The following is a 22,542-nucleotide window of genomic DNA, read 5'->3' on the forward strand; positions in this document are numbered from 1 at the left end:
CTAGAGCAGATTCCGTTCAGTACGCATCGTAGCCTGCGGCTGCGAAGTAGTTGGCGCACTCTGCCGGCGTGAAGGTATCGATGGCGGCGCCGATAGCGCTGGTGAGGTCGCCGACGGTGCGAGCGGCGGCTTTGCGCAGGAGCGCCTTGAGTTTGGCAAAAGCGTTCTCGATCGGGTTGAAGTCGGGCGAGTAGGGCGGGAGGAAGAGCAGTCGAGCGCCCTTCGCCTTGATCGCACCGCGTGCAGCGGCGCTCTTGTGAGCTGGCAGATTGTCCAGGATCACGACGTCGCCGGACCTGAGCGTCGGGGCGCGCGCGCGGGTGACCCATGCCTCGAACCACGCCCCGGTCATCGGTCCATCGATGACGAGCGGCGCAGTCATGCCTGAGAGCCGCAGCCCACCGACGAACGTGGTCGTCATCCAGTGGCCGTGTGGCACGGCCATGCGGAGCCGCTCACCACGGGGAGCGCGTCCATACCGACGCGCCATCTTGGTGCTGGCGCCTGTCTCGTCCACGAAGATCAGCGTTTCGGGATCGAGGTCGAGTTGGCCGTCGAACCATGCCTCGCGCGCGCTCAGGACGTCGGGGCGATCCTGCTCTTGCGCGTGGCCGGTCTTTTTTTGCGCGTGTGATGGTGACGCGCAAAGAAGCGCCAGAGCGTCGGTACTGCCACCGCGATCCCCTCAGCCGCCAGCATCGCGCGCAATTCGGCAAGGGTGATGTCAGGCGCCGCCTCATGCAGCGCCCAGATCCGCGCCGCGCTCGCCTCGGTCTTTGCCGAGCGCGTGTCGCCGCCTTGGGGCTTGGCGGCGGGCTTGCCATGGTCGCGATGAAGCGCCGTCCACCGCACCGCGCTGGCCGCGCTCACCCCGAAGCGCCTCGCCGCGGCACGACGCGACATGCCTCCCGAAACGGCACCAACCACCCGCTCGCGCAGATCCATCGACAAGGGCTTGCCCATATGCCCGGCCTCCTGTCCCGGAAGCACGACTCAATCAGACTTCAGACCGCTTGGGAATCCTCAACGATTCACGTCGCGCGGAAATTGCTCTAGCGCTGTCGATTTCATCTTACGGTCGAACCGGTAGCTATGGCTCGAGCAAGTCGAGATGGCTGACGCCTAGCGCCAAGGCGATTTCGTTCACCGTGACGACCGTGGGATTGCGCTTTCCTCGCTCTAAATCGCTGAGATATTGCTGACTTAGCCCCGACAGCTCCGCGAGTTGCTCCTGCGTATAACCCCGCGCTTTGCGGATTCGGGCGCAATTATCGCCAACAAGTTTCCGCATATCCACGCGTAAAATTAATGGCGGGTATGCGCGAGCAGGTTTATCTACTATAATATGTAAATTGTCGTATCGTTTGGGATGTCGGGAGCTTACTTTGATGGGCTCGGATCGAGAGATGGACCGCCTTGCAGGGCTCGATAGCGCGGGCCTACAGCAATTGGAGCAGCTGTATCGAAGTCACGCCGGGTGGCTCCGCGCTCTCGTAACGCACCGCCTGCGCGCACAGCCGACCGATGTCGATGACATCGTCCAGGACGCGTGGCTCCGCGCCGCCGGCTGCGAGGTCGATAACATTCAGCACCCCAAAGCCTTCCTGTCGCAGACGGCGCTCAACCTGTTCCGCGACCGCAAGCGGCGCGAGGCGGTTCGCCAGCACTATCGAGAGGGCGTCACCGCTGACCATGGTCGCGGTGACCGGCACGGCCTGTCCGAGCAGGAGGCGGCTCTCGAACTTGAGCGGATCGTGCTCGACTTGCCGGAAAAGATGCGCGACGTCTTCGTGCTGAGCCGCTTCCGGCATATGAGCAATGCCGAGATCGCGACGACGCTCGGCATCTCAATCAAGACCGTGGAGTGGCGGATGGGTAAGGCGCTGGCACTGTGCATGAGCCGGCTGCGCGACTGAGCGGCGGCACGTACTCATGAACGACAATGATGCGAGTGGCGGCGATGCGTTGACGCAGGCCGCGCACTGGTATGCGCGGTTGCAGACGCTGCCGGTATCGGCCCGGACGCTCGATCAATTCTTCGCGTGGCGGCGGGGTGAGGGGCATCGCGAGGCCTTCGACGCCGTCGATCGCCTTTACAGGGAGACCGGCAAACTCGCCGAGCGCCCCGCGATCGTCGCCGCTACCGAGCAGGCGATAACGCGATTTGCCGCTCCGCCCCGCCGACGGTATCCGTGGCCGGGGGCGATCGCTGCTGCAATTGTCGGCGTGGTTGCGGTCGGCTTCACGACCGTCGCGGTTTGGCCCTCTGGCGGCGAGCATTATGCGACCAGGATTGGCGAGCAGCGCACGATCAGGCTGGCCGATGGGTCGAAGCTGATGCTCGATACCGACACCGCGCTGATTGTCTCTTTCACCAAAGATGCGAGGCGCATTTCGCTCGCGCGGGGCCAAGCCTATTTCACGGTCGCGCATGATGCCGTGCGACCCTTCACCGTTGACGCTGGCGGCGCGAGCGTCCTCGCAATGGGCACACAGTTCGATGTCCAGCGCAGTGGCGACCGGATCGACGTTACACTGATAGAGGGCAGGGTGCGGGTCAGCTCGGCGAGGCGGCCGGTCACGCAATTGCAACCCGGGCAGCGATTGGTCCTCGTCAGCTCGCGCATAAGCCCGGTGCAGGCGATAGATACCACGCCCATAACCGCGTGGACACGAGGCCGGATCGTGCTCGATGGCATGACGCTCGAGCACGCAATCGCCGAGGTCAACCGCTACGTGAATACGCCGGTTCGACTCGGTGCGCGGCGCTTCGCCAACGCGCGGATCAGCGGCTCGGTTGAAACCGGCGACATCGGCAGTTTCACGACGGCGGTCACCGCAGTGCTGCCGCTCAAGGCGCAGGCCAACAGCGACGGATCGGTCACGCTACGCTCGTGAATATGCCGATCGCGCAGATGTAAGAAACGGCTCGCATCGCCCGACGGATGCCGGGCGATGCGAGCAAGAGGTCACGCGTTTTCAGCAGCCTTGCGCCGGGTGCGCTTCGCCGGGGTAGCGGCGGGCGCGGATTCCGCGCTCGCTTCGCCCGCGGCGGGCGTCGTTGCGCTATTGCGACCCTTGCGGCCGAGCCCGATCTTCTGCGCCATTGCGCGCCGGGCGAGCGAGTAATTCTCGGAGACCATCGGATAGTCGGGCCGGAGATTATAGCGCTCGCGGTACTGCACGTCGGTCAGGCCATGCGTCGAAAGATGACGGCGCAGCGTCTTGTACGGCTTGCCGTCGATCATCGAGATGATGTGATCCTTCGAGGCAAGCGACTTGCGCACGGAGACTGCCGGCGTGAACTCTTCCGCCGGAGCGGCTTCGCCGCCCGACGTGTCCGCTGCCGATGAACCCGAGCCGAGTTCGACGATCGTATTGTGCATGGTGCGCAGGAACGCCGGCACATCGTCAGCCGACACGCGGTTGTTCTGATTGCCAAGCCACGCGATCGTCAGTTCGGTGGCGAGTTCGACGGGGTTCAGGGTTTCTTCTTCCATATCAATATGTCCATATGTGTTGCTGCGATGTTTCGCTGCGACCAAGGGGATATCCAGTATCGGACGGCGCCGCTGTGACCGATAATCGCGATAAGCGCAAATCTTCATTGATAGAAATATCTTCGGATGTGTGCTTACCGCGAACCTACCATAGCGTAAGCAACGTTCGTTGTCTTCCCCAGGCAACTTCGCGGCGGCCTCGACGAGAATGCCGAAGATCACCGCTCGATCGTCCTCAGCGAGATTGACCGGTCCGAACTTGGCGATGAGTCCAGCCAATTCAATGAAATGGCGGGCGCGACCGCGGCGTTTCACCTACCAGACGCGCATATCACGCAGTGCGCCGCGCGGGGCCATGCGGTTACGTGCCGCCCTCATACGTAGAGCTGATACCCGATCTAGGTTGCTGACATTTGCTTGAGAGCCGGCTCGGGAGGGGCGTCTTGGCGCCTGTACACGACACTAAAGGCCGTCGGCCTGAATCCGGCTGTAGATCTCGAAGCGCGAAGAGTGTGCTGGCTCGGGCGCATATTCAGGACGATCCGGTGAGCGCATGATCTAGCTTTTCGGACCAGCCTGTCGCATCTTGGTGAAACCGCGGTCGCTGTCGAGGAAGGCGCGAAGCATATAGGGGATAAGGTCGGACACCACTTCCCTCTGGCCGTAAGTATTTTCGTACAGAGCCGCGTAGTCCGCCAATTCCGCGTTCAGATCCGGGCTGATGCTGATGGTCAGCTTCACAGGCGTTCGGTCGGGGATACGCGCGAGCTTGAGGTCTGGCATTTTTCGGTCCTTATTCTTTCCAGGGTGCGAGGATGAGATCCTTGTGAACGACCAACCGCACGGTCGCACCCGGCCGGATCGTGATCGTTGGTTGGACATCGAGAGTGCGCGAGGTGAGTTGATCGCCCGCGCGAGAGACATTCTGTTGGGTCGATTTGCGGATCGCCTGAACGAGGTCGCTCTCCCCCGTGACGGTCAGCTCGGAACCAACCCCGAGCAACGTGGATAGCGCCACGCCCTTGAGCAGCGCCCATGTGTGGAAGTCGACCTTGTCCTGCAGCCCGGCATAGCCCGACGCATCGGTCGCCGGCACGTTGTCGATTCTGACCGAGCTGCCATCGGGCAGCATGATCCGCTGCCACACGATCAGCGCGCGTTTCTGGCCGAACGCCACGACGCTGTCGTAACTGCCGATCAACCGCGATCCTTGCGGAATGAGCAGGATACGGCCGGTGGGGCTGTCGAACACCTGGGAGGTTATTTGTGCCGTGACCAAGCCAGGCAGATCGGAACGAAGCCCCGTGATCAGGCTCGCGGAGATTACGCTGCCCGCGGAGAGCACATAGGGTGACGGCGCTGCGGTCAACGTGTGTGGGTTGACGTCGCCCGAGCGATCGAGCGTGTCAACGAATTGCGCCTTGCGGCTCTGCGCGTTCGGATCACGATCGGTGTCGGACGTGGACTTCGGCGCGGGATCTGTGGTGAGCGGCGGCGTCGGCGTGGCGGCCACCTCAGCAACGGCCGATGTCGATGCGGCACCGCGGCCCGCGACCAGGACCCCGGATTCACGCGCGGCCTTGAGCTCAGCGAGCTTGCGCTCGCGCTCCTGCGCGGCCTGCTGGGCCGATGGATCGCTGCCCGGACCGGTTTGCGTCACCATCCGGCGCTGGCTCTCGAGAATCGGTCGCCCAAGGTCTCCAGGCAGCGGCGGCCCGAGCTTTGGCACGTCACCGTAGGTCGCGGGCAGTCCGTTCAGGGCGTCGGCTGATGGCCGATTGCTCGGCTCCGACAATTCCTGGCGATCGGCAGCGGTGCTGAACACGCGCGGCTTCAACGCGATCCAGGCCACCGCCATCAGACTGACGGAGCCAAGCGCGGCGATGGCGATGATGACACCGCGACGAAACCGGATCGCGCGGGCGGGTATGCTCCGAATGGCGAAGGTCTCGGGATCGACCTTCGGTGGCGGAGGCGTGGCGTCCTCGCTCATGCGCGCTTGCCTTTCCGTGGTGCGCGGTCTTCGGCGACGCGATCGATGCGGACGATCTGCTGCTTCTTGGTGCCGAGCCGAAGTTCGGCCACGTCGAAGATGCGGTCGATCACGTAGAAACGACCGCGCGCACGGTAGTTTGCAAGCTCGGCTTCTCCGCCCGCGCCGATGATGAAGAATGGCGGCGCCTCTCCGACCGCGGTGCTCGCCGGGAACTCGATGAACGTCTGCCGGCCGTCGTCGAACGCGCGTAAAGGGCGCCATGCGGGCTGATCACCGCTGATGGCGTAGTTGAAATGCAGGTTATCGACCGAGAGCCCCGCCGAGACCGGTGCGGTCGCGGCGGCCTGCTCGGCTGCCCGGCGCAGTGCGATCAATTGGTCCGCCGGGTAGGTCCACGACAGCGCCGCCATAGCGGTTCGCGCGGTGGCGGTAAGCTGGATGTGATAGCTCCGCCGGTCGGTGGTGATGACGAGGTTGGTGGCGAGGTCCGACGCGAACGGCTTGACCAAGATATGCGTCCGCTTCCCGGCGCCGCTGCCGCTACTCGTATCCCCAATCACCCAACGCGCGGTGTCGCCCGCGGCAACCGCGACGAGGCTCTCGCCGGGCTGGAGCGCGACGTCGGTCACCGCGCCCGGCGCTGTGTAGACTTGGTAGATCGCGCCATCCGCGAAGGGGAAAACCTGAACGGCGTTCACGAACCCCTGCCGCAGTGGTTCTTGCGTTGCCGCCTGGTTGGCTGCAGCGACGCGCGCCACGTTGACGCTGATCGGACGTTTGGTGCGGACGAGGCCGGCTGGAGGCTTCGAAGCGGGGGCTGTGGCGGGCGGGGCGACCGGCGGCGAGACCTTCGGGGGTGGGACAATCTGCGCGGTCGCGAGGGCGAGGGCCGCGCTGGCAAGGATGAGATTCATTGACGTGACTCCGAGGCGGGCTGCGCGGGCGCAACGACATTGGGATCAAGGGGTGCGCCGAGCGGCAGGTTGGTTGCGACCGGCGGCGATGGAGTCGGTGGCGACGGTCGCGGCGGCATTGGCGGATCGAGTTCGCGGCTCCAGTCGATCGCATCGACGTAGACGCCGAGGGGATTTCGGCGGAGCGTGTCGGCGTCGCTCGGTGGCTTGATCACGACCGTGAGTATCGCGGTCCAGCGCGACGTTCCTGCCTCGCTACCACGCTCATAGGCGGACTCGGTCCATTTTACCTGGAACGAGCGGTCCGATGCCCGCACCACGCTGGTGACCTGCACCGACACGGTCCGTTCGCCGATATTGGCGAAAGGATCGGCGGCGCGTGCGTAGTCGCCGAGGAACTGGCTCCCGCGCTTGGTCGTGAAATCATAGGCGTCGAGCCAATCCTGGCGAACCAACACGGGATCGAGCGAACGGCCGCGGACGTTCGCGATGAAGCGCGATAGATGCCATGCGATCTGCGGGTCGGTCGGATGATAGCCAGCCTCGGCCTTGGTGATGGCGCGCGCTTCCCCGAGCCGATCGACCTCGACGACATACGGCGTGACGCGGCTTTGGGTCGATTGCCACACCAAGCCGGACGCAAGACCGCCGCTCAACGCGAGGCAGCCGAACGCCATCAGGCGCCAGTTGCGCGCCTGAACGCGGGCGGAGCCGATCCGCTCGTCCCAAACCTGGCCGGCGCGTTGATACGGCGTCTCGGCTTGCGGGGTTCGTCCATATCGTTGGACACTTCGTTTGAAGGTCATCGATCAGTCCCTTTCCTGGATATCGGGCGTGGCGGAGGCGCCGCCGCGGTCGCCTTGCTGGATGGCGTGCATCGCGACCTGACGGTGATGGCGGGCGGTCTGCTGACCGCGCATGGCGCGCGCCCATGCGGGAATGTCGTCGCTCCCCGGGCTTGACGCGGGCGATCCGCCGCCCGTGCGATGGAACGCGTTCCACGCGGCTGTGCGCCCCTGGGTCGCGGCTTCGCTGAGGCCAAGCGCGCTGGAAGCGCGCGCACGCGCGGCGTTGCCGGCCGCGCGCGCGATGCCGCCAACGCCTGCGGTCATGGTGGGCGCGGCCGCGGTTTCCTTTCCAAGGCTGTATGCGGTGGATGCGGCCGATCCCATCGCCGTGCCGGCGCGGACAGCTGCGAGTGCCGCGCCGCCAAGCGCGCTCGCACCACCGATGGCCGCACCACCAGCGAGCATGGTGATGCCGGCCGCACCTGCCGTCGCACCGAGCGCCGCGCCGGCGCCGAGCTGTGGCGCGCCAGCGACAAGGCCCGACGCGATGCTGGGGCCGAATATACCGAGGCCGAAGATGGCCAGGCTGGCGAGCATCAGGCTCATCGCCTGGCCGATGTCGGGTTCCTGGCCTTGCAGCGCGGCCGTGAACTCCGCGAAAAAGTTCGATCCGATGCCGACGATCACGGCGAGTACCATGACCTTGATACCCGACGATACGACATTGCCCAGCACACGTTCGGCAAGGAAGCTGGTGCGATTCCAGAGCGAGAACGGTACCAGGATGAAGCCGGCCAGCGAGGTCAGCTTGAACTCGATGATCGTCACGAACATCTGCACGGCGAGGATGAAGAAGGCGATGATCACGATCGCCCAGGTGAACAGTAGCACGGCGATCGTCAGGAAGTTGTCGAAGAATGTCGTGAACCCCATCAACTGCGAGACTTGCTGGAGCAGGGGCCACGCCGCCGAGAAGCCGGTGCCTGCGAGGCGGCCGGGTTTGAGGAGGTCGGCCGCCGTCAGCGTGCCGCCGCCGGCGGTTAAGCCGGCTTGGGTGAAGGAGCGGAAGATGATACCGGAGAGCGTCGAAAAGCTGTTGAGGATGAATGCGAAAGCCCGACGTACAGGATCTTCCTGATGAACCGACCCATGACATTGTCATCGCCGCCCAAGGCCCAGAACAGGCCGGCCAAGGTGATGTCGATCCCGATCAGAGTCACGGTCAGGAACCGGACATCGCCGCCGAGCAGCCCGAACCCGGCGTCGATGTAGGTGGTGAACGTCGCCAAGAAGCGGTCGATGACATTGAGATCATTCACGTGCGCGGTTCCTGCGGGGAGGGGGAGCGGTGGGACGGAGCCCGGGGGAGCAAAGCGCCGCACTGCGACGGACGACGGGAGGCGGAATCGCTGCCGCCCTCTCCGGCGTGCCTAGTGAGGCGTGTAGGCGTTGCCCGTACCGAGGAACTTGGTGGTCGCCGCTTGGCCGTCGATCTGTGACTGGGCTTCGCGAGCGCGTTGGATGGCTTCCGCGCGGTACTGCGCCGCCATCATGTTCTGGATCTGGAACTGCTGCTTGGCGGTGAGCGCGAGTAACTGATTGGTCGCCTGGCTCGCTTGAAGCGCCCCTTCAGCGCCCTGGCTCTTCGCTACGATCGACGACAGCGCCTGTGCGTCGGCCTGGACGTTTTCGGCGACCTGCGCCTGCACCGTCATCGTCTGCTGATAGGCGGACATGGCGGTATCCAGCCGCGCACGTGCCGCGACAACCTGATCGTTGGTACGCAGCGCCTGGCCAAAGCTCTGCGGGAAGAGCTGGTGAAACTGCTGGTCGAGCCCCGACACCTGGAAGCGGATACCCTGGGCTTTGCCCATCAGGCGATCGACCTCGCGCAGCGTCTGGGTCAGCGCTTGCAGCTCGGGGAAATCGATCGTGGTCAGGTTCTTCGCCTGGTTGATCAGGCTGCGCGCCTGGTTCTGCAGCGACTGGATCTGGTTGTTGATCTGGCTAAGGGTCCGCGCAGCCGTCAGAAGATTCTGGCTGTAGTTGCTGGGATCGAACACGGTGATCTGTCCGTGCGCCGGCTTGGCTGTCAGGGCCACGCCCGTAGCGAGCGATCCGGTCGACCCAATGCCGAGCGCGCCAGCGATCAGATATTTGCGCGTGAGGAATCGCATCACATTACTCCGGTGCTCGGGGGATGGGGAAATCGGCGAGAAGATCGGCGGCCCATTCGAGGCCGGCGGACGTCAGAAAGCGCGCGGCGAAGCCCTCAACGCCGCGCTCGGCGATCATGGCGTCGATCCGGGTCTGGGTGGCCGGATCCGAGGCACCGCAGAGCGCCAGCGCGATCGGGCCGAGGCCAAGCTCGAACAGCCGGTTGCCCCGAGCTGACTGAAGGTAATATTGCCGCTTGGGCGTCGCGTGGCTGATCAGCTCGATCTGGCGCTCGTTCAATCCGAACCGCTCATAGGCCTCGCGGCTCTGCGGCTCGATCGCCCGATCGTTCGGAAGCAATATGCGCTGAGGGCAGCTTTCGATAATGGCCGGCGCGATGCTGCTCGATGCGATGTCGGCGAGGCTTTGGGTCGCGAACAGCACGGCGACATTCTTCTTGCGAAGCACCTTCAGCCATTCGCGGATACGCGCCGCGAAGAGTGGATGGTCGAGAAAGATCCAGGCTTCGTCGAGGACGAGCAGGGTCGGCCGGCCGTCGAACCGCTCCTCGAGGCGGTGAAAGAGGTAGGTCAGGACCGGCGCGACCACGCCCGCCTGACCCATCAACGCCTCGGTCTCGAAGCATTGGACATCGGCGAAGGCGAGATGCTGTTCGGCAGCGTCGAGCAGTCGCCCGTAGGGGCCATCGAGCGTATAGGCGCCGAGCGCGGTGCGCAGCGCGTTCGATTGGAGCAGCAGCGTCAAACCGGTGAGTGTCCGCTCCCCGGGCGGCGCGGAGGCGAGGCTGCCCAACGCGGACCAGACAGCGTCCTTGACCTCTGGCGTGACGAGCACCTTCTCGTGTGCGAGCAGCGCGGAAATCCATTCGGCCGCCCAGCTTCGTTCTGTGGCATCGTCGATCCGCCGCAAGGGCTGGAACGCCAGCGTTTCGCCCGCGTCCGCACCGAGACCAAGCGGATGATGCGCACCGCCCATCGCGAGTACCGCGGCGCGCGCCGAAAACCCCTTGTCGAAGATGTAGACCTGCGCGTTCGCGTAGCGCCGGAACTGGAGCGCGATCAGCGCGAGCAGCACGGATTTGCCGGCGCCGGTCGGACCGACCACCAGCGTGTGGCCAACATCGCCGACATGAGACGACAGGCGGAATGGCGTCGATCCTGCCGTACTGGCGTGGAGCAATGGCGGCCCATCGAGATGAGCATTGCGCGTCGGTCCAGCCCAAACCGACGACAGCGGCATCAGATGGGCAAGGTTGAGTGTGTGGACGAGCGGCTGCCGGACGTTCGCGTAGACCTGGCCGGGCAGTGACGACAACCACGCCTCGACCGCGTTGACGCCTTCGCGGATCGTCGTGAAGCCGAGCCCGTTAACGATCCGTTCGACCTGCCGGACTTTGTCCTCAACCCGGTCGCGATCGGTATCGGATACCGTAATTGTCGTGGTCAGGTGGCCGAATGCGACATGGTCGCCGCCCAGAACCTGAAGCGCCGCGTCCGCATCGACCACCTTGTTGTCGGCGTCGCTGTCGAGCAGTTGCGAAGGTTGGTTGTACATGATCTCGCGCAGCAGCGCGGTGATCGATTTGCGCTTGTTGAACCATTGCCGCCGCAGCTTGGTCAGCGCTTTGGTGGCGTCACTCTTGTCGAGCGCGAGGAAGCGGGTAACCCATCGGTGGCCGAAATCCTGGTGGTTGAGCGCGTCGAGGATTCCCGGCCGGCTCATGCTGGGGAAGCCAAGCACCGTCAGCGTGCGAATGTGGCTGTCACCAAGCCGCGGCTCCAGCCCGCCGGTCAGCGGCGTGTCGACGAGCAGCGCGTCGAGATAGACCGGTGTCTCGGGGACGGCGACACGATGCGCTCGCTCTGAAATCGTATCGTGCAGGAACGTCAGTGTTTCGGAGTCGTCGAGCGCGCGTACCTCGGGCATGAAGCTCGCGAAGAGATCCAGGGCGCGGTCGCTCTCGGCGATGAAGCTGGACAGCGCCCCGCGCCAGTCGCGACCCTTGTCGGCATCGGGCCGCTCGACCAGCGAACGGCCGGCTGCCTCGGCGCTGTCCGACGTCGGCAGCCAAGTCAGCGTCAAATGGTAGCGGCTTTCATAATGCTCGCCTTCTTCCAGGAAGGCGGCGCGACGCTCCTGATCGACGAGCCACGAGGCGGCATCGGGGAAATTGCTGTCGGGATAGGCTGACGCCTCGCGCCGCTCGGCATCGAAGAAAAGTGCCCAGCCGGTGCCGAAGCGCTTGAGCACGTTGTTTGCCCGCGCGCAGGCCGAGATCAGCTCGGCGTCGGTCGCGGATTCAAGATCGGGTCCGCGGAAGCGCAGCGTCCGCTGGAAGCTGCCATCCTTATTGAGGATGATGCCGGGCGCGACCAGCGCTGCCCAGGGAAGATGGTCCGCCAGCCGATCGGCTCGGTGGCGATATTCGGCGAGGTTCAGCACGCGAGATAGCCCTTCTGGCGGAGGTGGCGGATCAGCACGGACGCGAAGTCCGGGTCGCGGCCCGCGGCGAACACGGCGATGCTGTGTCCGGCGGCCCAGAGTACGAGGCCGGCCAGCCATTGCTGGAGTCCGAGCCCGACCGCTGCGGCGATCGTGCCGTTGACGATAGCAATCCCGCGCGGCGCACCGCCGAGCAGGATCGGCGACCCGAGGCTCCCATGGATGGGAGCCTCGAAGCCTTCGAGATGCTGGACGCTGTAGGTGTTTGGGCCGATCACGCGATCAGCGCCCCGCCGCCAAAGCTGAAGAAACTGAGGAAGAAGCTCGACGCGGCAAATGCGATCGACAGGCCGAACACGATCTGGATGAGGCGCCGGAAGCCGCCGCTGCTTTCACCGAACGCCAGCGTGAGTCCCGTGGTGATGATGACGATGACGGCGACGATTTTCGCGACCGGCCCCTGGACCGATTCCAACACTTGCTGGAGCGGCTGTTCCCACGGCATGCCTGACCCCGCCGCCTGTGCGACATTGGTCAGAGCGAGGCTCAGGCCGAGGGCGGCACCGACGAGGAGGGTCGATCCGCGAGATGGAGTTTTGGCAAGCTGCATGGTCATTCTCCTTGGGGGCTGGCTGGGTTGAGGAAGTCGGCGAGCGCGTAATTGCCAGTGTCGGGCTCGAACCCGGCGACGCGCGCGATCTGCGAGATGCGGCGCTGGAGGCCGCGTCCAGAGATGAAGACGATGATGTCGATCGCCTCGGCGATCAGCCGGCGCGGGACCGTGACCACCGCTTCCTGGATGAGACTCTCGATCCGGTAGAGCGCGGATATCGCGCTGTTGGCATGGACGGTCGCGATTCCGCCAGGATGGCCGGTGTTCCAGGCCTTGAGCATGTCTAGTGCTTCGGGACCGCGCACCTCGCCGACGATGATACGATCGGGGCGCAGGCGCAGCGTCGAGCGGACGAGATCGGCCATCGTCACGACGCCGGGGCGGGTGCGGAGGGCCACCGTGTCGGCAGCGGGACTCTGCAGCTCGCGCGTGTCCTCGATCAGGATGACGCGCTCGTCGACCCAGGCCATTTCGGCGAGCAGCGCGTTGGCGAGCGTGGTCTTTCCCGAGCTGGTGCCGCCGGCGACGAGAATGTTGTAGCGCTGCGTGACGCAGGCCTTCAGCCGGTCGGCAGCGGCCTGCGCCATGATGCCGTCAGCCACATAATCGTTGAGGCTGTACAGCCGCTCGGCGGGCTTGCGGATCGAGAAGCAGGGTGCGGTCGATACGGGCGGAAGCACGCCTTCGAACCGTTCCCCAGCGCGTCCCTCGATATGCGGCGGCAGTTCGGCTGAGACGATCGGCGCCTCGCCGTGAGCCTCGGCCCGAGCATGGGACGCGACGAGGCGGATGATCCGCTCGGCCTGGGCGGCATCTATCCGCAAGCCTGTGTCGGTGCGGCCTTCGCCAAGCCGATCGAGGCGCAGCGCTCCGTCGGGATTGACCATGATCTCGATGACACGGGGATCGGCGAGGGCTTCGGCGATCGCCGGCCCCATCGCCGTGCGCAGCATCGCGCGTCGCCGGTCTGCGGAAATGCCGCCGGTCACAGGCCAGGCTCCGCGGCGCCGATGGTTCTACGTCCGGCGGCGATCTGCCGGCCGACCTGCGTGATGAAAGCTTCGAACCGCTTGGCGGCAAGCGCACGACCGGCATGATCGTTCTCGGCGAGTGGCGCGTGGATCGCCAGTTCGTAGCGGACGAAGAGGGCGAGCGTTTCGATCTGGATGTGACCGTCGCGTTCGATCCGTCCGATCGCGGCGGTCAGGCGATCCAGGCGAAGGCCGAACCGGTCCTCCAGTTCGGAGGCGCCACGACGATTGAGCCAGGCGGTGACGGCGTCGGTCAGGATCGCCGATTTCGACGCGCCGGGTTTCGCGGCAAGCGCCTCGAGACGGTCGCTGACCGGCTTGGGCAAGAAGAGTTGGTGGCGGATCTTCTCGATCATGATCAGAAATCCAGCTGCAGGGCGCCGGGCCGATGCCCGTTCGAGCCGTCGGCGCCCGCATCGATCGCATAGACCGCGCGGGCGGCGCCCAACGCCCGCGCCTGGTCCATGGCGCGGCTTTCGGCGGCTACGTCGTTATCGTCGTCGCCAAAGCCGAGCGGGTCGTCGGTGGTCGGTTTAGGTGATGCCGGTCGATCGATTTCCTGTCCCGGATGCCGAGCCTGCTCCAGACCACCACCGAGGTTGCCGCTATCGCTGTCGACCTCAGCGTTGAGGCGCGCATCGACGTTGCGGGTACTCCCGGCCCAGTCGTCCGCGCGTGCAGGTGGTCGATCGGCATAGTCGGCCTCCCCGAGCACCGGCGGCGGCAGCACGCGCGCCTTGAAATTGCTGTCTTCAAAATAGCGCAGCTTGGTGGCGCGGATCGGCGGCGTACCGGCGACGAGGACGAGTTCGTCGGACGCCGGCAACTGCATCACTTCGCCGGGCGTCAGCAGGGCGCGGGCGGTCTCCTGCCGGCTGACCATGACGTGCGCGAGCCATGGCGCGAGGCGGTGTCCGGCGTAGTTGCGCATCGCGCGCTGTTCGGTGGCGGTGCCGAGCGCATCGGAAATGCGTTTGGCAGTTCGCTCGTCATTGGTCGCGAATGCGACGCGAACATGGCAGTTGTCGAGGATGGCGTTGTGCTCGCCGTAAGCCTTTTCGATCTGGTTGAGGCTCTGCGCGATCAGGAAGGCGCGCACACCATAGCCGGCGAGAAAAGCGAGGCTGGTCTCGAAGAAATCCAGGCGACCGAGCGCCGGAAATTCATCGAGCATCATGAGCAGCTTGTGACGGGAAGGGGTCTTGGCACCGTTTTCGGCATGAAGCTGCTCGGTGAGCCGCCGACCGATCTGGTTGAGCACGAGCCGGATCAGCGGCTTGGTGCGGCTGATGTCGGAGGGTGGCACGACCAGATAGAGTGAGACCGGCGACTTGCCCTCGACCAGATCGGCGATGCGCCAGTCGCAGCGTGAGGTCACGGTCGCGACCGTGGGGTCGCGGTAGAGACCGAGGAACGACATCGCCGTGGAGAGCACACCAGAGCGTTCATTTTCGGACTTGTTGAGCACTTCACGCGCCGCCGAGGCGACGACCGGATGAACCACCGGCGCCTCAGGTGTCCCAAGATGGTTGGTGGTCATCATCAGCTTGAGCGTAGCGGCGAATGGCCGTTGCGGATCCGACAGGAACGACGCCACGCGGGCGAGGGTTTTGTCTTCCTCGGCGTAGAGGATGTGGAGGATCGCGCCGACGAGCAGCGAGTGGCTGGTTTTCTCCCAGTGATTGCGTACGGTCAGCGCGCCTTCGGGATCGACCAGGATGTCGGCGATGTTCTGGACGTCGCGGACTTCGTTGGTGCCGCGGCGAACTTCGAGCAGCGGATTGTAGCGCGCCGAGCGGGCATCGGTCGGATTGAAAAGCAGGCAGTGCGAGAAGCGCTGGCGCCAGCCGGCGGTCAGTTGCCAGTTCTCACCCTTGATGTCGTGAATGACGGCTGACCCCGACCAGCCCAGCAGCGTAGGCACGACCAGGCCGACGCCCTTGCCGCTGCGGGTCGGCGCAAATGCCATGATGTGTTCGGGACCGTCATGACGGAGATAGCGCGGGCCAACGCGCCCGAGGAATACGCCGGATTCGGTGAGCAGCCCGGCCCGGCGGATATCGCGCGATTCGGCCCAACGCGCCGAACCGTATGTCGTGAGGTCATTGCGCTGGCGCGCACGCCACAACGACCCGAAGATTGCAGCCGCGCATCCGACGAGGCCACTCGCCGCAGCGATCCCGCCCGCTTCTTCGAACAGCGTGGGCGCATAAGCTTCAAAGGAAAACCACCAGCCGAACAGGGCCCAGGGCAAGTAGATTCGATGACCAAACGCCGTGAACCACGGTGGGCCAAGCTCGGGCTGATAGGCGAGATGCGCAGCAGCCCACTGCGTGGCGAACCAGACGCCTCCCAATATAATGGCGAGCACGACAAGGATTTGTCCGATGAGCAGTTTGGTCGGGGTCATACGGGCCTCCGCCCGCACGAGAATCAGCCTGTGCGGGTTCGACCGCTAATTTCCATGAGATTGATTTCTCACGTCAGTATCCATCTGGTGACCCGATGGACCGATCGAGGGACGGATGATCGGATTCCTCGCGACCTGCAGGCAACCACCGCATTTTTTTGGGTCGCTTCTGCCGCATGATTCACCTGTATGGGGTAGGCGACTGCGGCATACGGGTCCCAAACAGTTCGATGTGGCCCTAACGAACCTGTTCTAAGCGGTACCGCCGTTGCATGCGGTACTAAACTTGGGTGGATGGTTCGTCCTGCATTCCGGCATGCTAGACGATTTACGGCACGGGCACGAGGTGGCTCTCACGCACGTCTCCCGCGTCCGGTGGAGTCCGGCGCTCTGGATGGCGGGATTGTCGAAGCTATGCCGGACGCGGCCCCTTGGGGCGATGGTTTTCCTTCGCGTGCCTGCCCCAGCGGCCCCAAGGGAGGGAGCGTAGGCCGTCCGCTTCGGTCAGATCGGCATAATGGCGTAGCATCTGAGCGGTCTCGAACCACCGGACCCGATCATCTTTCGCGTAATAGACCAGCGCGGACGCTGCGGTTGCAACCCAGACCTCGGCGACGTCCCACAGGAAGTCCGCCTTCCGCCGGCCCGCAGGCAGCGCATAGCCCTTCATGTCCCAGAACCACCGGCTGAAGCTTGTGTGGAAATCCTTCTTCCAGCTATCGCCCGACCAATAGCTCACGCTCCCCTCGCGCACTTCTTGCGCGACCGGTTCCGGGCGGGCTTGGCCGGCCTGTTCCTCGGGCACGGCCAACAGTTCGGAAAGGTCCGCCTCTGGAGGAAGCAGTTCCTCGGGGTCATTGTCCGCCTTTGCCGGGATGGCGTTGTGCATGGCGGCCAGCACGGCCCTGATCTGCGCGCGATAGTTGGTGTCGGGCGAAAAACGCTGATGGGCCTGTTCGAGACCGATCGCCGCATGCTTCAACAGGGAGAAGTAGACCGCCGCTTCATGATCGCCTGGCAGGCACCCTTCATATTCGTCGACGATCCGCGCCACATAGGCGCCGACCACATCGTCAAGCGATCCGTCCCTCATCGTCCGTCATCCTTCTAATGTCGCCGAACAAGCCGTGAAGCGGTTCTCTGTCCACCGTATGTTGATGTGCAAGGTCCTGCGATCGCATCTAGCCCGCGATCTTGACTTCGCTGATGGCGCGCAGGTTGAGACCCGCTTGCTCGTCGGCGCGCGGATGGTGCCTGGTCGAAGGTGCTGCCGCTGATCTCGACTGTGCGACTAGGTTACCGCGGCACGGGCCAGCGACGCGGCGCTATATGATCACCGATGCGGGAAGCGAGATTCATCACGAAATCTCTGGTCCGGTACGCTCGCGGCCGAAACGCCAGCTTGCCCCGTCGCCGCGCACGATTCCGGCGATGCGACGACCGATCTGGCGATCGAGCACGGGTCGCCACGGCACGAGGGTGAATTCCCGGCTCTTCTCAACCAGCGCAAACCGGTCGCTGGCGAGATCCACGCGGCGTACCAACCGCCCCTCGATCGACTCCCCGGCGCGCGCTTCAACGAACGGTTTGCCCAGTTCGCCAGCCAGTTCGTCGCCCGCGCGCAATAGCTCGCGTCGCTGGAGCATCATGATCGCGTTGGCGCGAAGCCGAATGCCGTCGCCATCGACATCGGCAAGCTGCTGCTCGACCAGCCATTGTCGTCGGCTCGCCATCGCCGCCCGGACCTCGCGCCCAAAGCCGGCGTTCCGGATGGGCAGCGGAGACTGTGACGCCAACTCGCGATCGATCCAGGTTGCCGCATCCGCATCTCGAAGCTGCTCGAGTGGCTGCGCCGATAGGGTCTCCACGGCGACCGGCTGGTCTAGATGGCGGCGCGCCTCATAGGCGGCCGCACGATCGAGATGGTCAGCGGCAATCGTCCAGCTTCCGTCGGGCTCGCGCGCGACGCCGGCGCCTGCGCGCCGCATCGCCTCGAGCCGCCGTACATGGGTTTCGGCGAATGCCTCGGTCGCTGACCGGTCATGCCGCAGATGCAGATCGATCGAATACCGCCCGCCGTTGGCGTCCGCGACCTCGGCGACGACACGATCGGCGTCCCGAACCTCCGGGCTTCGCGCCGACACCCGAACGATAGCGCCCTCCGGGATCGGTGCGATGGCGTCGGCGCGCCCGATATCGACATAATGGGCATGACCATCGACGCCATCGACCAGCAGGTAATGGCGGTCACGGTGCTCGTCGGCGAGGCCGCGCGCGATCACCCGCCCGACGACCGGCTCCGGATCGGTTTCCCCGGCGCCGAACAGGCTCCGCCCGATCCACGGCCGCTGGAGATTCCGGGCCGTTAGTTCGCGCTGCAGGGTGCGGATGATGTCGCCCCGTTCGCCAAGCGTCCGAAGCGTTCCCTCCAGATCCTCGGCGAGCTGCCAGCGGCCACCGCCGACATCCTCGGCGAGGCCCAAGCTGGCGAGCTTCTGCAACCTCCCGGCCCGAAGCGACTGCTGGAAGGGATCACTATCGGTCGATGTGACCAGGCGATCGACATCCATCGACTGGATCAGGCGCCGGTCGATCGCGGTCATCCGCTGCTCGCCGATATCGTGACGAAGCCGCGCCTCGATTTCCTGATCGGTGCGCGGCCCGAGATCGAGCGTCACCAACTCGGCCGCGCGCTCGCGGATGCCGTGCGCGATATATTCGCGGGCAATGATCAGATTCTGACCGGTGTCATCGACGCCGCGCAGCATGATGTGGGTGTGCGGATGGGCGGTGTTGAAGTGATCGACCGCGACCCAGTCGAGCCTGGTGCCGAGGTCTGCCTCCATCTGAGTCATCAGACGGCGGATATAGGGCTTGAGGTCGGGATATTCCGAACCGTCCTCGGCCGAGACGATGAAGCGGAACTGGTGACGATCGCCATCGCAGCGCTGGAGGAATGCCTTGCCGTCGGCCGTGTCGCGCTCGGCGGAATAGAGCTCGCCCGGCGTGCCCTCACGGGTGACGCCGTCGCGCTGGATATAGCGGAGATGGGCGCGGGCGGCGGGCATCCCCTTGCTGCCGATGCGGACGAGGCGCGTCTTCACCACCGCACGACGTGCGCGCATGCCGCCGAACCGATCGCGGCTGGAGAGGAGCCGTCCCATGCTGGCGCCGCGTCCGATCCGGCTGCCGTCGAACCGCCGGCTTCTGATCGCGCCCTTCTCGGCCGACCTGATCGCCGCGCCGACGACGCGGCCGAGGTATCGCCGGGCCTTCTTGCCGCTCCGCTGACGCTGGCGGCCGAGCCGGGGCGTGAACTCGTCGTGTTCGCTCACCGCCCGTCCCAAGTCTCGCAATTTTGCGGCGAAAACGGCGGATTTGCGCCATTCCTGATGAGCATGTCTCGCGCAAAGCGCCGCCTGTCTCCCGAAAAAACGATGTGCAGACAACCACTTGGCACCTGTCGCGAGACAGTGCCTTTCTCTTGCTTTCGCTTTCCCGCTTCCTCTCGCCCCTCTGCCTTTCCCCGGTTCGAAACCAAAGCCGAGACACGATGCCAATCCGGCGCCACACCGCGGCCCCGAATACGCCGCTGCTCGACCGTCCGCGACAGCCGGCAGCGCGTGCCGCCGCAGCGCCAACTCAAGCGTCCCGACCACGGCATGCACGTTGCCATTGCCATCAACGATCGTCGCCGCGTCGATCGAACGACCGTCCAGCGACTGCGGAAATCCGGAACCGAACCAGGTCGATTTCGTCGTTGTCTCCGCTTTCATAAGGGCCGATCCAGCGACCCTGAACCCGTGCATCCCAGAGGAAATCGGACGTATCGGCGGACAGGAATCTATCCGCCAGAGGCCGCTCCATATCCCGCCCGAACTCGCTTTCTAAGCCCGGAACCAACGCCGCCATCTCGCGATGCCGCCCCTCCGACTTGGGTTGAAACGTGCTCTCGGTGATCTTCATCGTGTCTGCCCGCCCAGGGGAGCCAGCATCTCGAAGCCGGGTGGCGGAGCGGATGGAAGGGCCATGCGGCGTAGCGGGGCGCGGCGAAGCGGACCTGAGGAGAGCAGATTTCCGCAGAAGGTGAGGGGGGCGCCACGGGCCTCGATGGCCGCTTCGCCAGCGGTCATGCCGGGCGTGTCGAGACGAGGGCCTCTACCGCCCGCGATCACGGCGCGACCTTTCGGATGGCGAACAGCAGGCCGGGTCCTTCGACCGGCATCGGCGGCGGTTGTTCACGATCGGCGAGCCGGCGCAGGAGGAAGAGCGACGGTTGCGGCGCAGGAGGCGCGGCCGATGGTCGAGACTTCGCGGCGTCATCAACGGTGGCGAGATAGGCGATGGTCTCGCTGGGAAGCTGTCGGCGACCCGCTAGGAAGGCGGCATAAGCGGCAGGTCCCGCATTGTAGGCGCCGAACAGACCGGGATAGCCAAAGCGATCGTACATCAGCCGCAGGAAGCATGTGCCGGCGAGGATATTGTCGCGCGGATCGTCTGGATTGGTACCCAGATCAAGGCGCCTGCGCATTGCCTGCCATGTCGCGGGCATGAGCTGCATGAGGCCGATCGCACCGGCAGGGCTTCGGATCGGGCGACCGTTCCTCGTCGTGAGGCCGCGGCTCTCGGCCCGCATCACCCGTTCGATCCAGCGCGCCGGGATGCCGAACCGGGCCGATGCATTCGTGATGATCGGCCGCCAGCGCTCGACCTGATCGACGTGCGCAGGGGGCGGGGCGGACAGCAAACTGGCCGCCAGCAACCGCGTCAGCGCGGCCACAGCAACCGCGCCTTGCCGACCACCAATCCCCCTTCGGTCACACCGAAATAACGCCCGTCGAACGATGCGGGACTTCGGGTCATGAGCAGGAAGAGCTGGCGCCCGCGCAGCCGCACGCAGCCATTCCATCCTGGCATGGGACGCCCGCTGGCATCGATCGCGCGGCGTTCGGCTCGCCACTCGCCGTTGACGAAAATCTCATGGCCGAGTGCACAGACCTCGTCGCCTGCGACCGCTGCGACGCGCTTCACCAGCGGGACGTTGGCGGGGATATAGCGTCGCTGTGCCGCCATCTTCCGCCAACGCTCAGGTACTCGCGCGATGACAATATCGCCGGAATCGACGGGGGCTCCGGGAGACACGGCATAGAGACCCACGGTCGCGCTTGCGCTGGCATTCCAGACGAGGCGCGGGGCAGGAGGAAACGCCATCGTCAGCCCGAGCAGGGTGACGCCGATGCCGGTGACCACGGCGCGCCGGCCGATGACGCGGCGACGGTGCTTGGCGGCGTGAAGCTGCTCTGCCCACTCCAGCAGCGGTGCGGAGGCCGCGCGCATGTCACGCTTCGCCATGGTCGCCTCCCACCGACTGGGCCTTCGACCAGGCGTCGAGATCGTCGATATGATATTGGACGAAGCGGCTGTGCCGACGAAATACCGGCCCCTTGCCGGCGCGGCGCAATCGCTTGAGCAGCCGGCCCGAAAACTTCAGATAGGCCGCTGCCTGGTCCGTATTGAGATAGGGGGAACCGCGTTTGGCACGGTTCGCGCGGGATATGTCGTCGTCGCTGTCCATCATGCCTGTCCGTGTGGGTAAGGGACGGCACATCGCCGTTCCCGACACCGGGGATGGCGGGCGGGACACCGGTTGCGGAGCGTCGAAAATCGCTAGCCCTGTTTTCGACACACCTCGCGCAGAACAAAACCCCCCGCGCGTGGTGGCGCGCGGGGGAGCGCGTTCAGCGCAACCAGATGAGCTTGTGCTTGCCGTCGTCGCCCTGACTGAGCGTCGCGTAAATCGGTGCGGGAAACGACGGATCGTCCAGCTTGAGGCTGAGATATTCGGTGCCGGTCTCGCGCGCGGCCCGGCTCCAGGCCGCGCCAAACTCGACGCCGTTAGCGACGACGCGGTGGTCCGGCGACTTGTCGTGATCGCGTGCGCTGGGGCGGATACTCGCCTTGACACGGAGGGTGAGGGTGCGGATTTCGCCGGTGTAGATGCCGTTTTCGCCGCGAGTGAAGCTGCCGATCTGGGCCATGATAACCTCCTTCTAGTGGTGCGAAGCCGCCCGATGCGGCCTCGACAGGCGGTCGATAAGACGGGTGGAGCACGGTTCCGCACCCAGCCTGGGGTCCCGGCCCGCGCTCGCGCGGAGGGGGTGGGCGACAGGGCCGGAGCGTAGCGAAGGACGGCCAAAGCCGGGCTTCTTGCCGCGCGAGGAAGGCGAGGGGCTACCCCGAGCCGGGGAAGAAGGTCGGCGACGCCGTTGCGGGACCGGCGGACCCCGTCAGACCCGCCGCGAGAGAGGTCCGTTCGGGCGTCGAAGGTCTTGCAGGAGGATCGGCGAAGATGGCTGGCGCTCGACGTATCGGTCACGAGACCGGCATGTCCGTGCCCCTGCGGCGCGCCTTGGCGGCTTGGGTCGGGGGTCATGATGCCGCCGACGGACCACCGCGCGGCGCAAGTCGCATTGGAAATTGGGTCAGATGACCTCGCCTTCGAGGCGCCGATCGCCAAGCCGAGCACCTTGCGGCGGCCATCGCTTTTCACCGCTACCGCAATGGCGACGGCGGCAGAGAGGACACGCCGCGGCTGCCGCCCCTTCCGGTGAATGGCATCAATCCAGACATATGGCGGGTCACTTTGATGGGACGAGCGGGGCTTGAGGAC

23 protein-coding genes and 3 pseudogenes are annotated in these 22,542 nt (G+C 65.3%); 2 read left to right on the forward strand and 24 right to left on the reverse strand.

Translation table 11 applies throughout. From position 1 onward, the window contains the following. Nucleotides 1-16: 16 nt before the first annotated feature. Both BLS81_RS19670 and BLS81_RS19675 read right to left on the reverse strand, forming a co-directional pair. Nucleotides 17-963 (reverse strand): IS630 family transposase gene (locus tag BLS81_RS19670; protein ID WP_093226454.1). Its coding sequence is split into 2 segments (ribosomal slippage): nucleotides 17-618 and nucleotides 618-963, totalling 948 coding nucleotides; the frame shifts between segments, so codons are not numbered across the junction. 127 nt (nucleotides 964-1,090) lie between these two features. Further along, a complete protein-coding gene (locus BLS81_RS19675) occupies nucleotides 1,091-1,291 on the reverse strand; it encodes a helix-turn-helix domain-containing protein (protein WP_371128312.1) in 201 nt (66 codons plus the stop codon). Between the two features lie 115 nt (nucleotides 1,292-1,406). Between BLS81_RS19675 and BLS81_RS19680 the strand changes: the two genes are divergently transcribed. Together BLS81_RS19680 and BLS81_RS19685 are read left to right on the forward strand one after the other, a co-directional pair. After that, on the forward strand, nucleotides 1,407-1,916 hold the full coding sequence (locus BLS81_RS19680) for an RNA polymerase sigma factor (protein WP_256326354.1): 510 nt from the start codon (nucleotides 1,407-1,409) through the stop codon (nucleotides 1,914-1,916). A gap of 16 nt (nucleotides 1,917-1,932) precedes the next feature. Continuing rightward, nucleotides 1,933-2,898, forward strand: coding sequence for a FecR family protein (locus BLS81_RS19685; protein ID WP_093226459.1), 966 nt, complete (start codon nucleotides 1,933-1,935; stop codon nucleotides 2,896-2,898). Between the two features lie 71 nt (nucleotides 2,899-2,969). Here BLS81_RS19685 and BLS81_RS21210 read toward each other — a convergent pair whose 3' ends face one another. The 22 genes and pseudogenes from BLS81_RS21210 to BLS81_RS21305 all read right to left on the reverse strand — a co-directional run. Then, complete coding sequence (locus tag BLS81_RS21210) at nucleotides 2,970-3,500, reverse strand: Ros/MucR family transcriptional regulator (RefSeq protein WP_256326357.1); 531 nt, start codon at nucleotides 3,498-3,500, stop codon at nucleotides 2,970-2,972. Between the two features lie 174 nt (nucleotides 3,501-3,674). Further along, a pseudogene (locus BLS81_RS21215) lies at nucleotides 3,675-3,815 on the reverse strand (conjugal transfer protein TraD); the annotation flags it as partial. A 243-nt stretch (nucleotides 3,816-4,058) separates the two neighbouring features. Beyond that, nucleotides 4,059-4,283, reverse strand: coding sequence for a DUF2274 domain-containing protein (locus BLS81_RS19695; RefSeq protein WP_093226462.1), 225 nt, complete (start codon nucleotides 4,281-4,283; stop codon nucleotides 4,059-4,061). 10 nt (nucleotides 4,284-4,293) lie between these two features. Then, complete coding sequence (locus tag BLS81_RS19700) at nucleotides 4,294-5,493, reverse strand: TraB/TrbI/VirB10 family type IV secretion system protein (RefSeq protein WP_093226463.1); 1,200 nt, start codon at nucleotides 5,491-5,493, stop codon at nucleotides 4,294-4,296. Then, complete coding sequence (trbG, locus tag BLS81_RS19705) at nucleotides 5,490-6,410, reverse strand: P-type conjugative transfer protein TrbG (RefSeq protein ID WP_093226465.1); 921 nt, start codon at nucleotides 6,408-6,410, stop codon at nucleotides 5,490-5,492. The genes BLS81_RS19700 and trbG overlap by 4 nt, the downstream gene beginning before the upstream one ends. Next, the gene (trbF, locus tag BLS81_RS19710) at nucleotides 6,407-7,216 is read right to left on the reverse strand and encodes a conjugal transfer protein TrbF (protein ID WP_093226466.1); all 810 of its coding nucleotides are present in this window, start codon (nucleotides 7,214-7,216) and stop codon (nucleotides 6,407-6,409) included. Before trbF ends, trbG begins: the two co-directional genes overlap by 4 nt. A 3-nt stretch (nucleotides 7,217-7,219) precedes the next feature. Then, a pseudogene (gene trbL, locus BLS81_RS19715) lies at nucleotides 7,220-8,517 on the reverse strand (P-type conjugative transfer protein TrbL). A gap of 111 nt (nucleotides 8,518-8,628) precedes the next feature. After that, a complete protein-coding gene (gene trbJ / locus BLS81_RS19720) occupies nucleotides 8,629-9,375 on the reverse strand; it encodes a P-type conjugative transfer protein TrbJ (protein WP_093226490.1) in 747 nt (248 codons plus the stop codon). 4 nt (nucleotides 9,376-9,379) lie between these two features. Next, nucleotides 9,380-11,818: a conjugal transfer protein TrbE gene (gene trbE, locus BLS81_RS19725; RefSeq protein WP_093226468.1), complete on the reverse strand. Its 2,439-nt coding sequence runs from the start codon at nucleotides 11,816-11,818 to the stop codon at nucleotides 9,380-9,382. Then, a complete protein-coding gene (locus tag BLS81_RS19730) occupies nucleotides 11,812-12,096 on the reverse strand; it encodes a VirB3 family type IV secretion system protein (protein ID WP_093226469.1) in 285 nt (94 codons plus the stop codon). Before BLS81_RS19730 ends, trbE begins: the two co-directional genes overlap by 7 nt. Next, nucleotides 12,093-12,434 carry a TrbC/VirB2 family type IV secretion system protein gene (locus BLS81_RS19735; protein ID WP_371128313.1) on the reverse strand — a complete coding sequence of 114 codons (342 nt, stop codon included), beginning with the start codon at nucleotides 12,432-12,434 and terminating at the stop codon, nucleotides 12,093-12,095. Before BLS81_RS19735 ends, BLS81_RS19730 begins: the two co-directional genes overlap by 4 nt. Beyond that, nucleotides 12,431-13,420 carry a P-type conjugative transfer ATPase TrbB gene (trbB, locus tag BLS81_RS19740; protein ID WP_093226472.1) on the reverse strand — a complete coding sequence of 330 codons (990 nt, stop codon included), beginning with the start codon at nucleotides 13,418-13,420 and terminating at the stop codon, nucleotides 12,431-12,433. Before trbB ends, BLS81_RS19735 begins: the two co-directional genes overlap by 4 nt. After that, nucleotides 13,417-13,818, reverse strand: coding sequence for a CopG family transcriptional regulator (locus BLS81_RS19745; RefSeq protein WP_093226474.1), 402 nt, complete (start codon nucleotides 13,816-13,818; stop codon nucleotides 13,417-13,419). Before BLS81_RS19745 ends, trbB begins: the two co-directional genes overlap by 4 nt. Before the next feature lie 2 nt (nucleotides 13,819-13,820). Next, entirely contained in the window at nucleotides 13,821-15,872 is a 2,052-nt protein-coding gene (locus BLS81_RS19750; protein WP_093226475.1) for a conjugal transfer protein TraG, read from the reverse strand. 412 nt (nucleotides 15,873-16,284) lie between these two features. Next, entirely contained in the window at nucleotides 16,285-16,941 is a 657-nt protein-coding gene (locus tag BLS81_RS19755) for a hypothetical protein (RefSeq protein ID WP_143023415.1), read from the reverse strand. Between the two features lie 289 nt (nucleotides 16,942-17,230). Next, nucleotides 17,231-19,207 (reverse strand): relaxase/mobilization nuclease RlxS, encoded by a 1,977-nt coding sequence (rlxS, locus tag BLS81_RS19760; RefSeq protein ID WP_093226491.1) that lies wholly within the window; start codon nucleotides 19,205-19,207, stop codon nucleotides 17,231-17,233. Between the two features lie 346 nt (nucleotides 19,208-19,553). Further along, complete coding sequence (locus BLS81_RS19765; protein WP_176787275.1) at nucleotides 19,554-19,838, reverse strand: hypothetical protein; 285 nt, start codon at nucleotides 19,836-19,838, stop codon at nucleotides 19,554-19,556. 205 nt (nucleotides 19,839-20,043) lie between these two features. Beyond that, entirely contained in the window at nucleotides 20,044-20,643 is a 600-nt protein-coding gene (locus tag BLS81_RS19770; RefSeq protein ID WP_371128314.1) for a lytic transglycosylase domain-containing protein, read from the reverse strand. Further along, nucleotides 20,640-21,224, reverse strand: coding sequence for a S26 family signal peptidase (locus BLS81_RS19775; protein ID WP_218123176.1), 585 nt, complete (start codon nucleotides 21,222-21,224; stop codon nucleotides 20,640-20,642). The genes BLS81_RS19770 and BLS81_RS19775 overlap by 4 nt, the downstream gene beginning before the upstream one ends. Continuing rightward, complete coding sequence (locus BLS81_RS19780) at nucleotides 21,211-21,447, reverse strand: helix-turn-helix domain-containing protein (protein ID WP_093226479.1); 237 nt, start codon at nucleotides 21,445-21,447, stop codon at nucleotides 21,211-21,213. Before BLS81_RS19780 ends, BLS81_RS19775 begins: the two co-directional genes overlap by 14 nt. 163 nt (nucleotides 21,448-21,610) lie before the next feature. Continuing rightward, the gene (locus BLS81_RS19785; RefSeq protein WP_093226481.1) at nucleotides 21,611-21,910 is read right to left on the reverse strand and encodes a DUF736 domain-containing protein; all 300 of its coding nucleotides are present in this window, start codon (nucleotides 21,908-21,910) and stop codon (nucleotides 21,611-21,613) included. 455 nt (nucleotides 21,911-22,365) lie between these two features. Next, nucleotides 22,366-22,506: pseudogene (locus BLS81_RS21305) on the reverse strand (transposase); the annotation flags it as partial. Nucleotides 22,507-22,542 lie beyond the last annotated feature (36 nt).

The sequence above is a fragment of the Sphingomonas sp. NFR15 genome (genome assembly GCF_900103265.1).
GTDB lineage: Bacteria > Pseudomonadota > Alphaproteobacteria > Sphingomonadales > Sphingomonadaceae > Sphingomonas > Sphingomonas pollutisoli.

Coding starts and splice junctions, on each gene's coding strand:
- BLS81_RS19675 (WP_371128312.1), bottom strand. CDS start 1,291: ATGCGGAAACTTGTTGGCGATAATTGCGCCCGAATCCGCAAAGCGCGG.
- BLS81_RS19680 (WP_256326354.1), top strand. CDS start 1,407: ATGGACCGCCTTGCAGGGCTCGATAGCGCGGGCCTACAGCAATTGGAG.
- BLS81_RS19685 (WP_093226459.1), top strand. CDS start 1,933: ATGAACGACAATGATGCGAGTGGCGGCGATGCGTTGACGCAGGCCGCG.
- BLS81_RS21210 (WP_256326357.1), bottom strand. CDS start 3,500: ATGGAAGAAGAAACCCTGAACCCCGTCGAACTCGCCACCGAACTGACG.
- BLS81_RS19695 (WP_093226462.1), bottom strand. CDS start 4,283: ATGCCAGACCTCAAGCTCGCGCGTATCCCCGACCGAACGCCTGTGAAG.
- BLS81_RS19700 (WP_093226463.1), bottom strand. CDS start 5,493: ATGAGCGAGGACGCCACGCCTCCGCCACCGAAGGTCGATCCCGAGACC.
- trbG (WP_093226465.1), bottom strand. CDS start 6,410: ATGAATCTCATCCTTGCCAGCGCGGCCCTCGCCCTCGCGACCGCGCAG.
- trbF (WP_093226466.1), bottom strand. CDS start 7,216: ATGACCTTCAAACGAAGTGTCCAACGATATGGACGAACCCCGCAAGCC.
- trbJ (WP_093226490.1), bottom strand. CDS start 9,375: ATGCGATTCCTCACGCGCAAATATCTGATCGCTGGCGCGCTCGGCATT.
- BLS81_RS19735 (WP_371128313.1), bottom strand. CDS start 12,434: ATGACCATGCAGCTTGCCAAAACTCCATCTCGCGGATCGACCCTCCTC.
- BLS81_RS19745 (WP_093226474.1), bottom strand. CDS start 13,818: ATGATCGAGAAGATCCGCCACCAACTCTTCTTGCCCAAGCCGGTCAGC.
- BLS81_RS19750 (WP_093226475.1), bottom strand. CDS start 15,872: ATGACCCCGACCAAACTGCTCATCGGACAAATCCTTGTCGTGCTCGCC.
- BLS81_RS19765 (WP_176787275.1), bottom strand. CDS start 19,838: ATGAAGATCACCGAGAGCACGTTTCAACCCAAGTCGGAGGGGCGGCAT.
- BLS81_RS19775 (WP_218123176.1), bottom strand. CDS start 21,224: ATGGCGAAGCGTGACATGCGCGCGGCCTCCGCACCGCTGCTGGAGTGG.
- BLS81_RS19780 (WP_093226479.1), bottom strand. CDS start 21,447: ATGGACAGCGACGACGACATATCCCGCGCGAACCGTGCCAAACGCGGT.
- BLS81_RS19785 (WP_093226481.1), bottom strand. CDS start 21,910: ATGGCCCAGATCGGCAGCTTCACTCGCGGCGAAAACGGCATCTACACC.